9 protein-coding genes are annotated in these 17,101 nt (G+C 47.6%); all 9 read left to right on the top strand.

Annotated features, from left to right (window positions below; genetic code table 11):
- The first annotated feature begins 125 nt into the window (after window positions 1-125).
- The 9 genes from A4R26_RS16200 to A4R26_RS16165 all read left to right on the top strand — a co-directional run bounded on the left by A4R26_RS16200 (window position 126) and on the right by A4R26_RS16165 (window position 16,959).
- Complete coding sequence (locus A4R26_RS16200; RefSeq protein WP_165760300.1) at window positions 126-719, top strand: RNA polymerase sigma factor; 594 nt, start codon at window positions 126-128, stop codon at window positions 717-719.
- A 105-nt stretch (window positions 720-824) separates the two neighbouring features.
- Window positions 825-2,063: a FecR family protein gene (locus tag A4R26_RS16195; protein WP_081164792.1), complete on the top strand. Its 1,239-nt coding sequence runs from the start codon at window positions 825-827 to the stop codon at window positions 2,061-2,063.
- Between the two features lie 133 nt (window positions 2,064-2,196).
- Window positions 2,197-5,853: a SusC/RagA family TonB-linked outer membrane protein gene (locus A4R26_RS16190; RefSeq protein WP_081164789.1), complete on the top strand. Its 3,657-nt coding sequence runs from the start codon at window positions 2,197-2,199 to the stop codon at window positions 5,851-5,853.
- Between the two features lie 18 nt (window positions 5,854-5,871).
- Window positions 5,872-7,269, top strand: a complete 1,398-nt coding sequence (locus A4R26_RS16185) for a RagB/SusD family nutrient uptake outer membrane protein (protein ID WP_081164786.1) — start codon at window positions 5,872-5,874, stop codon at window positions 7,267-7,269.
- A gap of 91 nt (window positions 7,270-7,360) precedes the next feature.
- Window positions 7,361-8,476 carry a TlpA disulfide reductase family protein gene (locus A4R26_RS16180; RefSeq protein ID WP_081164785.1) on the top strand — a complete coding sequence of 372 codons (1,116 nt, stop codon included), beginning with the start codon at window positions 7,361-7,363 and terminating at the stop codon, window positions 8,474-8,476.
- A 102-nt stretch (window positions 8,477-8,578) separates the two neighbouring features.
- Window positions 8,579-8,755, top strand: a complete 177-nt coding sequence (locus tag A4R26_RS35025; RefSeq protein ID WP_165760299.1) for a hypothetical protein — start codon at window positions 8,579-8,581, stop codon at window positions 8,753-8,755.
- A gap of 368 nt (window positions 8,756-9,123) precedes the next feature.
- The gene (locus A4R26_RS16175) at window positions 9,124-11,100 is read left to right on the top strand and encodes a T9SS type A sorting domain-containing protein (protein ID WP_081164784.1); all 1,977 of its coding nucleotides are present in this window, start codon (window positions 9,124-9,126) and stop codon (window positions 11,098-11,100) included.
- A gap of 132 nt (window positions 11,101-11,232) precedes the next feature.
- A complete protein-coding gene (locus A4R26_RS16170) occupies window positions 11,233-15,003 on the top strand; it encodes a T9SS type B sorting domain-containing protein (protein WP_081164783.1) in 3,771 nt (1,256 codons plus the stop codon).
- A 687-nt stretch (window positions 15,004-15,690) separates the two neighbouring features.
- Window positions 15,691-16,959, top strand: coding sequence for a polysaccharide lyase family 20 protein (locus tag A4R26_RS16165; protein WP_081164782.1), 1,269 nt, complete (start codon window positions 15,691-15,693; stop codon window positions 16,957-16,959).
- The last annotated feature ends 142 nt before the right edge of the window (window positions 16,960-17,101 follow it).

Below are 17,101 nucleotides of genomic sequence, written 5' to 3'. Positions count from 1 at the left end.
ACGAAAGGCTGTCTCTGAAAAGAGGCAGCCTTTTAGCTTTTATACAATAAGCATCAAATACATTGGTCAAATATTGATTTTACATATTTTTATGCATATTTATTATATTGTCGGCATATAAGCTTTTGCAACAAAACACAACATATAATGAAAGGGAACTGCTTCACCGGCTGGCCGGCGGTGACGAAAGCGCCTTCAGGCAGTTATATGACCACCACAAAGATGAAGTGTACGCTTTTGCCCTTGGCATTACCCGGCTGGTTCCACTGGCCGAAGAAATTGTGCAGGACAGTTTTATGAAACTTTGGCAGCATCGTGACGAACTGCCTGAGATCCTGAAATTTGAAAACTGGTTCTTTACCATTACCCGCAATCTTTGTTATACCGCACTGCGCAAAATAGCGCTCGACCGCAAAGCGAAAACCGCGCACGAATTACAAACCGGCCAGCAGGTGGCCACTGCCGAAGACATCCTCATCACCCGCGAAAACCGCGACCTGGTGAATGCCGCCATCAATCAACTGCCTGAGCAGCAACGCCGCATTTATAAACTCAGCCGCGAAGCCGGTTTAACCTACGAAGAAATAGCCGCCGAACTGAACATTAGCCGCAACACCGTTAAAGAACATCTTCGCCGCGCGGTGACAGGCATCAGGACCTATCTTGAAATGCGCCTCGCCATTGCCACCATTTTGCTCTCCTTCCTTTTAAAAAATTAATAAAAAAATATTACGGGCGTGTCGCCCTGTATTTTCTCCCATGCGTCAGTACTATAGGTATGTATTGCCGCACTAAACCTTTGCTTATATCTAATCAAACCAACTATGCTTAATCAGGAAAGAATTGAATACCTGTTTCAACGATACCTTGACCGTACGGAAACGCCCGAAGAACTGGAAGAATTGATGGAGATCATTGAGGCCGACGACCAAAAAACCGCTGTAGAACAGGCACTTGAAACAATACGCCAGGGTGTTGACCGAAGCGTTCGGCTCAACAGCGAACAATCGGAAAGATTGTATGCGGCCATAAAGCCGCAAAGCGGCAGCACCCCTGTTATTCCCATGAACCCTTCGCGTAAATGGGAGCGAATAGCTGTAGCCGCCGCTGTTATCGCCGCTGTAAGTGTAGGCGGTTACCTGTTCTTTTTCAAGACCGGTAAAAAACCAGCCGGCGAAGTGACCGCTGTACAACCGGTGGAGAACGATGTTCCTGCGCCGCAGGCAACCAGGGCCACCATTACCCTGGCCAACGGCCAAACAATTGCGCTCGACAGTGTTACCGCCCTGGCACAGAACAATGTGCAGCTCACAAAAACGGCCGATGGCAAACTCGTTTATTCTGGGGCCGCCAATACAGTTGCCTATAATACGCTTACCAACCCGAGGGGCAGCCAGGTAATCGATATCACATTGGCCGATGGTAGCAAAGTATGGCTGAACGCAGGCAGTTCGATCACTTACCCCATTGCATTTGTTGGCAGGGAAAGAAAAGTGAACATGAACGGGGAAGCTTATTTTGAAGTGGCGCACGAAAGCCTCCCCCCAACCCCCTCCGGAGGAGGGGAGGCAAAGAAAATGCCCTTCATAGTTACTGTTCCCCCCCGGCCGGGGGGGCAAGGGGGGGCCCAGGTGAAGGTGCTGGGCACACACTTTAATGTGAGTGCTTATGATGATGACAGGGAAACAAAAGTGGCTTTGCTTGAAGGAAGCGTTCGGGTGGCGTCAATGGTCAATGGTAAATGGTCAATGTTAAAACCGGGTGAACAGGCAATTGCTCTTGACAATTCACCATTCACCATTGACCATTCACCTGATATGGACCAGGTAATGGCCTGGAAGAACGGATTTTTCGAGTTCAACGAAACTGATATTCAATCCGTGATGAAACAATTAGAAAGATGGTATGATGTGCAGGTGGTTTTTGACGGCGCATTTACCCAACACTTCAACGGAACTATAAAGCGGCAGGTGAATGTATCGAAGGTGCTGAACATGCTTGAAAAAACGGGCGGACTGCGTTTCTCTATCGAGGGCAAAAAAGTGACCGTTAAAAAATATTAGCCTTATCAGGGGTTAGCCAAAACAAAAACCGCCTCGGGTTAGGAGCCGAAGCGGTGAGTAGCCTGGATTTAACCTGTTATATACAATCGGTTCAAGACTGCTTTTTAACGTAAAACCCAAACAAGACAAAAGTATGAAAATTGCTCTTTGTGGGGGTATGGGAATTGTACGCCCTGCCCTGTTAACCAAACAACTGCTCATGACGATGAAATTAACTGCAGTTATGCTACTGGTAGCCTGCCTGCATGCAAGCGCAGGGGTGAATGCGCAGCAAGTTACACTTCAGGAGAAAAATGCCCCGTTGGTAAAGATCTTCCGGGAAATAAAACGGCAAACCGGATATGTCTTTGTATACTCCAGCGAAGTATTGAAACAATCGCGCACGGTAGATATTGAAGTGCGCAATGTTCCACTCAAAAATGTATTGGCAATCTGCTTCGCCAATCAGCCCCTCACCTGGGAAATGGAAGACAAAACCATTATCGTAAAACCTGCGCCTGCCGCACCCAAACAAACGGAAACACCGCAGCCGCCTATCGATGTAAGAGGAAAAGTGGTAGGCCCCGATGGCAAACCGGTATTTGGGGTAACCGTGGAAATAAAAGGCAGCAGGGAAAGGAGCACGATCACAAAAGAAGACGGTTCATTCGAGCTCAGGGGCATAGATGAAAAAGCCACCCTGATCTTCAGCGGAGTGAGTATCGAAACCTTTGAAGTAAAAGTGAACAAAAGAAATGATCTCGCCGTATTGACCGCCGCGCCGAAGATCACCACCATAGACGAAGTACAGGTAACGATCAATACAGGTTACCAAACCATTGCAAAGGAAAGAAGCGCCGGTTCATTTACCAAAGTAGATATGGCCGTGGTAGGCAACCGTACTACATCTATGAACGTATTGCAAAGCCTCGACGGGCTGGTGCCCGGCCTCGTAGTGAACCAGACGCCGGCAAGGGCCCCGCTGTTGATTCGCGGTCTGGCCACCACCGGTGCGCCGAATCCAAACGGTACGGCGGGCCGCAGCGGCTCCAACAACCAGCCTTTGTTTGTTGTTGACGGTCTGGTAATGGCCGACCTCGCAAGCCCTAACCCGCAGGATGATCCATTGCTGATGCCCGGTCTCAGCTCCATCAACCCGCAGGATATTGAAAGCATCGTGGTGCTGAAAGATGCCACCGCCGCTTCCATCTGGGGCGCCCGCGCAGCCAATGGCGTAATTGTAATAACCACTAAAAAAGGCGCATTCAACAGCAAAACGCGCGTAAACTATAGCGGGTTCACCAATATACAGGGCCGGCCCGATCTTGATTACAGGCCTGTGCTGAGCAGCCGGCAGTTCATCGATGCAGCCAAAGAAATATTCAATACTCCGGGTTACCAGGCACAATACCCCTGGAGCACCGTGCACTCGTATCCCAATGGCGGCGGCATTCTTCCTCCCCATGAAATCATTCTATACAATCAGGCGCGTGGTTTAATCAGCGACGATCAGGCCAATGCCAGCCTCGACAGCCTGGCCAATATCAGCAACCATGGCCAGATCAGCGATCTCTTTTATCGTTCAGCCGTTCTCAGCAACCATACCCTGTCGCTGAGCGGCGGCAGCGACAAATATTCCTACTACGGTTCCTTCAGTTATACCAATACAAAAACCGATCAGCCCGGCGAAAAGAACAGGAATTTTAAGATCAACTTCCGCCAGGACTTTAAACCTGCCAAATTCATAAGGTTCAATCTTATTACCGATCTCAGCAGCAACAACAGTTCATCTAAAAGAAATTATTCAACCAACTACTCCTTCCTCCCCTACCAGTTGTTTCGGGATGCAGACGGGAAAAATATGAATATCAATTACCTCAACGGCGTATCAGACTCTGTACTTGCGTCGTGGGAGGCACGCAGCCGGATCAGTTTACAGTATAACCCGCTCGATGAATTCAACCGCGGATATACCAAATTCGAATTCATGCAGGCGCGGGTGAACGCCGGCGTTGAAGTGGACATTTTTAAAGGTTTGCGCTTTGTAGGCAACTACGGATATATAAAAGGCAACAGGAAACAACGCGATTTTGAAAGCCTGCAAAGTTATACGGTAAGAAAAGAGATCGTAAGCTTTACAGTAGCGCCGACCCCGGCAACAGTACCAACTTATTATTTGCCAACCAATGGCGGCCGGCTTACCTCCATCAACGGCGACAACCGCAACTGGACCATCAGGAACCAGTTGATGTATGACCGTTCATGGAACAAGCACCAGTTCACCGCACTGGCCGGTCAGGAAGCGCAGGAACAGTTCGTTACCAGCGCCACCAACCGCGTGAGAGGTTTCGATGAAGACCTGCTAACATCGCAGGCGGTTGACTATAAAGCTTTGGGTGGTTTTATAATGAGCCCCGTATGGCCCAATTATGGCGGCGTGGCCAGTACGCTCGGCTATGACGCTTTCAGCACCAACGAAACCACATCGCGTTTTACTTCTTATTACGCCAATGCCGCATATACGTACAACAGGAAATACACGCTGAACGCCAGTTGGCGTATTGACCAGAGCAACCTGTTTGGTAAAGACAAAAGCGCCCAGAACAAACCGGTATGGAGTATCGGCGGTAAATGGGCGGCCGGTAATGAAGAGTTCATGCAACCCGTGAACTGGGTAAAACAACTGGCGTTGCGGTTAACTTATGGCATTACTGGTAACTCGCCGGGCCCGGGCACAGCCGCTTCCGAAGATATCACCGGCCCATTGGGAAGCGCCTTCTTCCCCAACAATGTGGGTATACGCATAACCACACCCGGCAATCCCAAATTAACCTGGGAAAGCACGCGCACCCTTAACCTTGGCCTCGACTTCTCATTATTCAGTTACCGCCTCACGGGAAGCATCGATGCGTATGATAAGGAAACGGATAACCTGCTTGGGCTGATCTATCCCAACAGTTTAAATGGCTGGCCGGCCATTGTAGGTAACCAGGGCAGCATCAGCAACAAAGGAATTGAGGTGAGCCTGAATTCGGTGAATATCAAAACCCGCGATTTCACCTGGGAAACATTCCTGACGTTTGCCTACAACCGGAACAGAATAACAAAACTTACCGCAGCCTCTCCTATAACAACAGGCGCCGCACAGGTAGCACAGACCTATGTAGAAGGCTACGCAGCCGGAGCCGCATTTGCCTATGACTATGCCGGACTTGATAATACCGGCGCGCCGCTGGTAAGGCTGGCTGATGGTAAAGAAACAAGTGATAGATCCATCACCAAACCTGAAGACATTGTATTTATGGGCTCCTACCAACCCATCTGGAACGGCGGCCTCAGCAACAATTTCCGGTACGGAAACTTCAGGCTGGCTGCTAATCTGGTATACCAGATGGGCCATGTAATGCAAAGGTTCCGTAACCTGTCCTTTGGCGGCAGACTGACAAGCAACGTCTCACCCGATTTTCTGAACAGGTGGAGAAACCCCGGTGATGAAGCGTTTACCGATATTCCCCCTTACCTCACAAATGCCAGTCCCAATAGCGGCCTGACCAATCTTGAATACTTTACCCGGGGCGATATCAATTTCGTGGATGCTTCTTTTGTAAAGCTCAGGGACATCACCCTGTTTTACGATCTGCCCAGGAACCTTATAAACAAGGTGCATGCGCAGGGCATCACACTCAGGGTGCAAATGAGCAATATACTGGTATGGAAGGCCAACAAATATGGCATCGATCCCGAGTTCCAGGACCTGATAATTCCTGTAAATCAAAAGACATTGACATTAGGCGCCAACCTTTCCTTTTAATCATCAATTTGAACTATCATGCGAAGAATTTATAAATATACCACGATCATATTGATACTGGCGGTTACTGCATCCTGTAAAAAATCGTTCCTCGAAATAAAACCCAAGGGAATAGTTATAGCCACGAAAACCAGCGATTATGATCTGTTGCTGAACAACCTCGACCTGATAAACATAGGCACCAATGCCCAACACATCCTCGGCGATGAGGTAGTAATGAAAGACCCCGCCTGGAGCGGCGCCAGCTTCAGGGAGAAGCAGTTGTTCAGGTGGGACTATGACATTTATACCCCCGAGGTAGATGCCACAGAAACACTGATACCGGTAAAAGGGTTATACATTTATAACAAGATCATTGAGGAAGTGATGACATCGACCGAAGGCAGTGAAACGGTTAAAAGGTCATTACAGGCCGAAGCATTGACCGGCCGCGCCTGGACGTACCTCCTGCTCATTAATTATTACGGCAAACCCTACAACCCGGCTACCGCGGCAACCGACCCCGGCTTTCCGCTGATCACCAAAGCCGATGTAAACGCCGGTGATTACAGGAGAGCCAGCGTACAGGCCATTTATGATCAAATTGTGAGCGACCTTACAACGGCGATACCCAACCTCATAAATACAGGTGTTCAACACCGCATTCGCGTGTCGAAAGCCACAGCACAGGGTTTGCTGGCCAAAGTATACATCTTCATGGGTAAGTATGCAGAAGCCCTCCCCTTGTTAAACGAGTCGATCAGCAACCTGGGGCAATCGACCCTGTCAACCACCTTTTATAATTTTAACACCACCAATCCAGGGTATCCCACTACAGTAAACGATATAGAGAATGTGTATTCCAAAAACATGACGAATGGCTATATCACCGCATCACAAACACTGGTATACATTACCCCTGAAACCGCCGCCTTATATGGCCCTACAGATCTGCGGTTCACCAGGTATTTCGCCAATTCATTCACATTCCCCAATGGTTTGAAGCTCTATAGAAGAGGCTCCACTTCCGTAAGCTTCTGGGGCCTGCGCGTGCCTGAGCTGTATTTATTCAGGGCTGAAGTAAAAGCAAGGGATGAAGACCTCGCCGGCGCCGTTAGCGACCTGGAATACTTACGCAAGAACCGCATGCCGGCCGCAGATGCCGTTGTACCTGCCGCCGCCCAGGCATCCAAAATGGCATTGCTTCAATTCATAATGGAAGAACGCATTCGCGAATTTGCGGTTACTGGCTACCGCTGGTTCGATATGCGCCGGCTTTCGGTTGACCCATTGTTCGGCAATACCATCAACTTTAAACATAACGTGTACGATGCAACGGGCGACATAAAAGAAACATTCACCCTCACCAATACCGATCAAATGGCTTTCCCCATTCCGCCGAAGATCGTTGGAGAAAATCCCAACATCAACAACTAACAGGGGTGCCACATTTGATACCGGCGCAAATGTCAAATGTGGCACACTTCATTTCAGATTATTAATCCATAATAATTACTAATACCACAATATGAAGAAGACAGTTATTTCTATGTTCCTGGCGCTGCCCCTGCTGGCGGCTGCGCAGAAAGGTTATGTTATAACAGGTAAGCTAACCAACCTGAAAGAACCGGCAAAGGCCTACCTCGATTATGGCCGGGGTAATGATGCATTTAAAGATTCAGCCGAAATAAAGAACGGCCGGTTTATGTTCAAAGGAAGGGTAAAGGAGCCCGTTCAGGCATTTGTAGCGGTGAAACGCAGCAGTGATGCATCGAAAAAAAGAAATTCAGATTATGTAGTGTTCTTCCTCGAGAATTCAAAGATCGCTGTAACGGCAACCGATTCTATAAAAAAAGCGACCATCAAAGGTTCTTTAGCAGAAAAGGAGAACCAGGAAATGCAGGCGCCCGTGAGGCCACTCACTGATATCATCCTTAAACTGAACAACGAATTCGATACGAAGAAAAATGATACGGTATGGCGCAAATGGGCCGGCGACAGCGTTACCAAACTGGTAAAGACCATTAAAGACCTGCACGTGCAATTTGTAGAAACGCACCTGAATTCCTTCATGGGCTTGTACGCGTACAACGTTTACGTGCTCGACAGTAAATTCGAAACCGCCAAAGTAGAACCGCTGTTCCGCCGCTTCTCGCCCGAATTGCAAAAATCGGAACTGGGCCAGCGTATTGTTGAAAGGCTTGAAGCGGGCAGCAGAAGAGCTACCGGTGTAAAGGCCACCGACTTCACCCAAAACGATCTCAACGATAAACCTTTTACGTTATCGTCGCTGAAGGGAAAATATGTGCTGGTCGATTTCTGGGCAAGCTGGTGCGCACCCTGTCGCGCAGAGAACCCCAACCTGCTGAAAGCGTATACAGAACTGAAAGCGCAAAACAAAAACTTCGAAGTAGTAGCCGTATCGCTCGATCAGGGTAAATCATCCTGGGAAGGTGCGGTAAAAAAAGACGGTATGCCGTGGATCCATGTGAGTGATCTAAAGGGCTGGCAAAATGAGGTAGCGGTAAAATATGGTATCAATGCCGTACCCCAAAACCTGCTCATCAATCCCGAGGGCGTTATCATAGCCAAGAACCTAAGGGGCGAAGGGCTTACCGAAAAACTATCCGCTTATATAAAGTAAACATATTGCTCTGATCCAATATCCTGTACCCCCGTTCCTTTTTCTGATCGTTTTTATGACACCAGATTAAGTATCCCTGGAAAACCCTGAAAAACAAATGCCTTGAGATCTACGGATTTCAGGGCTTTTTTTATCGCCTGCACCACCCCGGCCGGCGGTCTTTTTATGCACAATCCCACCCCGTTTTTCAACATAAACCTCCCTGCCGCAACTGCCGCCAAAGCGCCGGCAATTTTACCCAGTTACCTGAAATGCAATCATTTGCATGAATCTGACTAATTGCATCCCTCACCGGGCCCATAAGTGATAACGCTTATAAATAACATATATACGGTACTTGCTCACAACAATTAAGCAATATTTATTTATTCATATATATTTTGATACTTATATTTTTTAGATAAATTTGTTGTAATTCCTGATATTAAATTTGGGAAAGGCATATCAATCAGTAACCCAGGAAACACTCTGCAAAGTAAGTTAACAGCGTGCAAGCGATCTGCTTCCTGGCGAAACTACAGCCGAAAATCATTTTTTCAATATATGCAAGCGGCCGGGCTTTTAACCGGCAATGAGATACTTATCCGGTTTAATATTCCGCAGTATTGAATATTGATGATTTAGTCTTTTGTAACAAATCCGTATTTATGAAAAAAATTGTACTCATCCTATTGATGGCTTTTTATGCCTATGGTGGGTTTACACAGGTAGTAACGCCGACTATTGAAGGCAAATTTGGGGTAGATGCCGATGCGCAGTCGAACATATTCATTGCTTCCTCAAATCCGTGCAGCGATTGCGACGACTGGTGGTATGACCAGATGCTTACAGGCGGCAGCAGCCTGTTTGTAATTGACACAACCGGCGCCAGCGATATCGTTGCCGGTTACCTGGCGAATCCCGCGGCTACAGCAAACGTTCCCTTTTACCGCAAGATGCGATATCCCGCTTTTTATCAAACTGGTGAAAGAACATTAATAGACGCGATCTTTGTACGTGACTATCACGGCACAGATCAAACTGCGTTTGTCGATGGCTCAAATAAGAACGGCGACAGCCCCGATAACTGGCGGGGCGATACAAAAAACATCCTTGCAAAAAATGACATTCTCGATGTGTACTGCCATTTAAGACGGCAGGGGCCTAACGGTAATACTTCGGATCCGCTATGGCTGTTTGGCGCCGTTGCCGTGGAAGGCACTACCGGCGACCGGTATTTCGATTTTGAAATGTACCAGACAGATATCTTTTATACACGCGGCACTACCCGTTTTACCGGTTACGGTCCCGATGCCGGGCATACCTCCTGGGTATTCGATGGTTCAGGTAATATCACCCAGGCCGGCGATATCATTTTTGCCGCCAATTACAGCGGCGGGAGCCTCAGCGACATCGAGGCCCGTATATGGGTAAACCGGAACGCTCTTTTGTCAACGCCGGCTACGTTCGACTGGACCGGTACTTTTGACGGCGCCACACCCGGTGCGCAATATGGATATGCCGGCATTCAGCCGAAATTCGGCGACCCTTTTTATTATGGTACGGAAAACAGCGGACCTACATGGGGAGGGCCATTCAGGGTAGCGCGCGCCAATAATTCTATCGTTACGCAGTATGCAGCCGGTCAGTTTATGGAATTTGCCGTGAACTTAACCGCACTCGGCTTAAACCCTACCAGCCTGATGGGAACCACTCCCTGCGGTATCCCCTTCAGTAAAGTAATGGTAAAGACCCGCTCATCTACTTCGTTCACTTCGGAGTTAAAAGACTTTATTGCTCCATTCGATCTGTTCCTGCCACCTACGGCAGACCTCGCAGCCGATGTACCCGTATTTTGCGGTGCAACAGGTATCAGCAATATCTGGGTTACCGATCCTTATTCCACATCGAGGTATTCATGGCAAACAGCCGATGGGCATATTGTAACATCCGACACCGACAGTACCTCTATCACCGTTGATTCGCCCGGCACTTACATTGTAGTACAAACGCTTGACAATGGCTGCCCCATCTTTTCGACCGATACGGCAGTTATTACATACGATCCAAGCTGTACCGTACTTACCAGCAACAGGATCAGCCTTAACGGCGTACTCAATAACGGGCTGGCCAGCCTCGACTGGTCGGTTACGGCAAACAACACAGTAAAATACTTCACCATTGAAAAAAGTTTCGACGGCGTGCATTTTACCTATGCAGGAAAAGTAGAGGCCGCCAATACGTCCTCCACGTTCAGCAAGTATCAATCAACCGATGAGTTGTTCGGAATAAAAGCCGCCAATGTATATTACCGCATCAAAATAAACGGCGCCAGTGGCGAGGTACTGTACAGTAAAACGGTTAAACTTTCATTATCTACAAATGGTTTCTCCGCTGTTACGGTTGTACCTAACCCGGTTAACAACTTTATGCAGATCAACATCGCATCAAATACCGATAAAGAGGTGCAGGTGCTTATATACGATGTTACCGGCAAACTGATGAGAACCACCAATACCCATGTTCAGAAAGGTTATTCAACTATTAAAATGAACGGCTTTGAATCATGGGCAAGGGGGGTGTATACGATAAAAGTGTTATCGGGTAATGAGATCTTTGTGAACAGGATGCTTTTGACCAAATAAACTTAACAGGGGATGGACTCACGAACAGGTGCTCCATCCCTTTCTTTGATGTAATTGTAATTGTTTCGCAACTAACTGACCCTTATCCTTTACCTAAATCATCCCATAACCTATTTTAAACCATTCTCTGCTATGCCAGCGATTTTGCATGAGCAACTATTCAGAAAGGTAATCCCAATTCTCTTTTGCGCTCAACTCTGCGCCTACAATGTCGCAAAAGCCCAGGTTTCGGGCACCTACACCATCAACTCAACATTACCCACAGGCGGCGCCAATTTCCAGACGTTCAATGATGCAGTTGCTTACATGCAAAGCGGGCTAAGCGGCCCCATCGTATTTAACGTAGCGGCAGGAACGGGCCCGTACAATGAGCAGGTTCATCTCAACAGCCTGACGGGTACATCCGCTGCCAATACCATCACCTTCAATTGTAACGGTGTTACACTTTCCTTCACCTCAAACAATACCAATAGCCGGGCCGGTATAAAACTGGAGAACACCAGTTATGTAACTTTTAACAACCTTCGCATAACACCACAGGCGGCCGGCCAATACGGTTATGGATTTCACCTGCTGAATAACGCAGACAATAATACTATTCAGAATTGCCAGATCGTTCTGCCCACCAACGCTACCACACCTGCCAACAATGAAGGCATCGTGATCAACGGCAACCATGGTTTTGCTACCGCGGCAGGTAACAGCAATTGCGATAACAACCAGATCAGGAACAACACTATTTCGGGCGGGAACACGGGGATTACGCTAAGCAGCGTGCCGGTGTCGGGTTCACCCGTACTGATGCAGAACAACATAATTTCAAACAATACTATTTCCGATTCATATACCACCTGCATTCAATTGAGCTATAACGACGGCACGGTGGCAAACGGGAACGATCTGCAGGGCGGGCCCCATGCCAATTCAAAGGTCTCGGGCGTTTATCTCAACTTATTCGACCAGAACGTAAAGATCATCAATAATAAAATTCACAACTTCCATATCAGTAATGCCATTTGGGGAAGTTTCATATATGGCATCCTTAATTCTGCACAGGGAGCGGCCGGTAATGTAAACCTGTTTGCCAGCAATCTTATTTACGATTTCAGTTCAAACGGTATACAGTATGGAATAGCTTCGCGTTTTGCGGCTGCTTCCTTCTTCAATGTTTACCACAACACCATTTCAATCGACGATCAGACCATCTATGGCCAGGAAAGCGATGGACTATACTTCGAAAATGTAAGCGATGTGAATGTGTTGAACAATATCATTACCATTTCAAGATTAACCAGCGACTGGAACTATGGTATTACGCTGGAGAAAACGATGACCCGCTTTAACTGTAACCGGAATGTTTATAATGTCACCGGTTCAGATTTTATCAATGCGGTAGGTTCGCTTGCCAACCAGGTGCTGGACTCGTTACCCCTTTGGCAACAGGTAACCGGCCTCGATTTCTCCTCGGTATATGAAGACCCCATGTATACCGACCTCGCGGCTTTCAATTTTGTACCAAGGGCGCAGCCGATAGATAACATGGCGTTTTTCGTGAACATAACTACAGATATCATCAATGCCACCCGCAGTACGCTGAATCCCGATCCCGGTTGTTACGAGTTTGTAACCCCACTGTGCCAAACACCGGTTAAACCCGGCGTATCCACCGTATTGCCCGATTCGGTTTTATGTTTTGGCCCTACCATCGCATTGGGATTGAAAGGCAATTCCTGGGGTGTGGGACAAACGTATACGTGGCAAAGCGCAAGCACGGCAAATGGCACGTATAACGATATCAGCACCGGCCTCGCCTACCCTGCTATGGATATCTTACCGGCTACAACAACTTACTACCGCGCGGCAGTAACCTGTCTTGGCCATACCATGTATTCAGCGCCTATCAGAGTTATCATTCACACCAAATTACCCGGCGGCGTATATACCATCAATTCAACCCAGCCCACCGGCGGTATCAATTTCACCTCGTTCAGCGATGCCGCACTGGCTATGCAATGCGGTGTAACCGGCCCTGTAGTATTCAATGTAGCACCCAATACCGGGCCCTATAATGAGCAGTTATCGCTGCCGGCCATGAACACCTCGCCTACCCAAACGGTTACTTTTAAATGCAACGGCGATACCATGGCATATGCAGCAACCAGCAATGATAACCGGGCGGCAATAAAACTAAATGGCACCGACTACATTACCATCGACAGCCTGAATATAAAAGTAACCGGCGCATCATATGGTTATGGCGTACACCTGATGGGCGATGCCGACCACAATACCATAAAACATTGCAGCATAACCATGGGTACCAATGTAACCACTTCGGGTTTTGCAGGTATTGTTATAAATAACAGCGCAACCAATGCGATCGACATTGCCAATGCTTCTCTTAGCGACAGCAATTGTTTTATCAACAACAGGATCACCGGCGGATACTATGGTATAACCAATACATCCCGCACTTATCTGCCGCCTTCGTATATCCCTGCAGGCAACGTTTTTGTTGGAAATACCATACAGGATGTTTGCGCCGCCGGTATTTACCTCGATGGCGTTTCAAAATGTGTGGTTGACAGTAATGACATCAGCCAGCCTACCCGAACTGTATTTACCAACTTCAATGGCATTTATGTACGGCAATCGTATTCCTTTGGGGTTACGTCGCATGGCATGCAGATCTCAAGGAACAAAGTGCATGACCTGATCTATAACGGCAAAGTGGCTACGGTAGAAGCACACGGTATTCACTTTGAAACAGTGGCCGGTATGGCTGCCTCACCCGGTATCGTCAGCAACAATGCGATGTATAACTTTTACGGCGTAGGCCGTCAGTACGGTATTTACACAAGGAACTCGAACCACCTGAAAATATATCACAACACCGTTTCGCTCGACGATTCAACCGGTACTACCAATGCCGGTATTATGACGGGTGGTATTGCTTTAATGGGTAACCCCACCGTTGGCTCAGAGTTCAGGAATAATTGTATTACCATCAGGAGAGGCGGCGCCGGAACAAAAACAGGCATTTTTATAAACGGAACCGATAACGACCTTAAAGCTGATTACAACAACTACTTCATAGCTGCTTCAACCGGTATCAATAATACCGGCATCATGGCCGGAAAAAGCTATGCACAGCTGAGCGACTGGCTTGCGGTTAAAAAAGATACCAACTCGGTAAGCATCGATCCCGGCTATATCAATGCACCCGGCGGCGATCTTACGCCAGGTCTGGTACCTTTCGAAAACCGCGGTATGCCGGTAACAACTATTCCACGCGATATCAACGACAGTACCCGAAGTGTGATACGACCCGATATCGGTGCATATGAATTCACCATTTGCTACCCGCTCGGTGCGCTGGAGCTTACAGTTGACTCAGTAAGCGGAAATACCCTTCGTTTTAAATGGAATGCGGTCACTAACGCCACCGGTTATCTGGTTTCGCGTAATGGCACAAACTGGGATGTTCCTTCCTCCGGCAAAACGGGCACTACCCATATCGTAACCGGTTTATCGGGCCTCGATACCACAGGCCTCATTGTACAGGCCCTGGGTACAAGATATGATTGCCCGCCGGTATTCTCCCAGCGCCTGAGAAGCCAGACGCTCGACGACCAGGTATTCTTCCCCAACATGTTCACACCAAATGGCAACGGACAGGATGACGTGTTCAAAGTATACAGCAATGTAGTGAAGACCATGCGGCTGATGATCTTTAATCAATGGGGACAAAAAGTATTTGAAACCAGCGACCCGGGCGCCGGCTGGGATGGCGCCTACAATGGGAAACCGCAACCGGTTGGCATCTATGTGTACGTAGCCACATTGCGATTGAACGATAATAGAACAATCACTAAAAAAGGCAGCTTAAACCTTATAAGATAAAAACTCGCAGTTATTAAATAAATAACTTTTCATAACGCTTTCATAGGTCTGATTTACACGAAGCTGGATGTCTATCCAGCTTTTTTTATGTTGTCGTATGCATCGGCTAAACATGCGATATAGTTTACATATGAAGCAAAATACGTTTTGGAAAGTAGCCATGTAAGCGCGCTTAATCACTGATAGCAGTTAAAAAAAATTGATTATTTACAACAAATAACTAAGGGGTGCAGGTGTTTTTGCCAGTTTATGCAAGCATACGTATTCCTCACAGCGGGCCTTTTCCAACCTGTAAAGGCTTTTTCTTTTTCTTTTCAATTCCTGTTCCCCTATATTTGATCATTCTTACCTTTTCCGTGTAACCAAACCAAACTACAATTACCCCTCCCCCTACACCGTAAGTATAACAGTAACAGGAGCGTCAAAACTGACGCATCCCAACAGTTTTTGTTTTTCACAGAAACATGTAAAGTCCAGGTAAACGGCCGACTGATTTCATTCCTGGTATTTTTATTGAGTTTCCCACGGCACCGGCAAAAATCAATACATATTGGCCGGGCAGGCAGGTTATGGAAACAACACCTGTTTAGCCCGGGAGAAAAATTATTTAACGTATCACAGTCTTAAAATACACTGATGATGCGAGTGGGATATATTTTCTAATTGATAACCTCAAATGAAAAACTAATGTACAAATCACACAATTCCTTCCGTTTCAACCGGCGGTTGCTGGCCACCTCTTTGATCGTAGCATTGCTCGTATCCTGTAAAAAAGAAATAACCGACCCAGCCGACGATGCAATGCTGGTGAACAGCAAATCAACGGCACGGATCAGTTCGTTACAAAGCCTTGACTGGGCCGACAATATCGAATTGCTCACCTGGCTAAGCATTGGGGTAAGCAGGCAAACATCCACCTCCTATGGAATCACAGCTGTAACTGACCCTGTTTTTCAGGGCTCCAGATGTGCGCGCTTTGAGTTAAGGTCGGGCGACCGTGAAACCAATGGCGGCACGAGAGCCGAACTAAGTTTCCCCCCTATTACAGGCCTTAACCGTTGGTATTCTTATGCCTTGTACGCACCATCGGCTCAATATAAGTACGATGAAGACGATGAAGTACTTTCCCAGTGGCACCAGGGCGGCGGCGAAACCCCTGCACTTTGCCTGAGGGTAAGGAAAGACCGGTTGTATATAAGAATACTGGGCAGTTGGGTCGACCTGGGTGTTTTTGAAAAGGATAAATGGCAGGCCTATGTTATGCATGTTAAACATTCCTCCGGCTCCGACGGATTGATCGAGTTCTGGCGCAATGGTGTAAAGATCCTGAACCGGAGTGGCCCCAACATGTATAGCCTCAAAGATGATGATTTTCATTATCCCTACCTGAAAATGGGCATTTATAAATCTGACTGGAACGGCAGCAGCACAACGGAAACCAGCCTGCGGGTACTTTATTATGATGACATCAAAATAGGTAATGAATGGGCAACCTATGAAGATATGGCGCCGAAGCCGAACTATAATACACCTGTTTCCTCCACCACCGATCCGGTTTCCGCACCTACATCGCCTGCCATATCGGCCTCCACTATGAGCATTACCGATTTCAGGCTCGTCAACTCCGACACAGAAAAAGAAGTAATGTCGATCGCCAACGGACAAACCATCAGCCTGAGCGCGCTGGGACTAACCAAAGTGAATATCAGGGTAACTACCACTACCCCCAGCGCCAGTGTAAAGATGGAATTAAGCGGTGAACAAAGCAGGAAATATACAGACAGTGAATCGCCCTATGCGTTACATGGCGACGATGACGATGGCAATTATTACTATGGCAACTGGAACCCGCCGGCACTCGGCACTTATACGTTAAAAGCCACGCCTTACACCGAAGATGATGCAAAAGGCACTGCCGGAAATTCAAAAACGATCACTTTTACGTTTGTAAAATAACGGCAACACCTGTACAAACCACAAAAAAAGGACCGCTTACGCGATCCTTTTTTTGTGGCCCGGGTTTGCCTGCCGGGGCCATGCTGTATGTCTGCTATAAACTATTTGTTGCATAAAACAGCCCCAATTTTGTCGCACAGAT

The organism is Niastella populi (genome assembly GCF_002078015.1).
Classification (GTDB): Bacteria; Bacteroidota; Bacteroidia; order Chitinophagales; family Chitinophagaceae; genus Niastella; species Niastella populi.
The sequence above is the reverse complement of the archived record's forward strand: the minus strand, read 5'-3'. Positions and strand labels throughout refer to the sequence as shown.

Coding starts and splice junctions, on each gene's coding strand:
- A4R26_RS16185 (WP_081164786.1), top strand. CDS start 5,872: ATGCGAAGAATTTATAAATATACCACGATCATATTGATACTGGCGGTT.
- A4R26_RS16195 (WP_081164792.1), top strand. CDS start 825: ATGCTTAATCAGGAAAGAATTGAATACCTGTTTCAACGATACCTTGAC.
- A4R26_RS16175 (WP_081164784.1), top strand. CDS start 9,124: ATGAAAAAAATTGTACTCATCCTATTGATGGCTTTTTATGCCTATGGT.
- A4R26_RS16180 (WP_081164785.1), top strand. CDS start 7,361: ATGAAGAAGACAGTTATTTCTATGTTCCTGGCGCTGCCCCTGCTGGCG.
- A4R26_RS16190 (WP_081164789.1), top strand. CDS start 2,197: ATGAAAATTGCTCTTTGTGGGGGTATGGGAATTGTACGCCCTGCCCTG.
- A4R26_RS16165 (WP_081164782.1), top strand. CDS start 15,691: ATGTACAAATCACACAATTCCTTCCGTTTCAACCGGCGGTTGCTGGCC.
- A4R26_RS16170 (WP_081164783.1), top strand. CDS start 11,233: ATGCCAGCGATTTTGCATGAGCAACTATTCAGAAAGGTAATCCCAATT.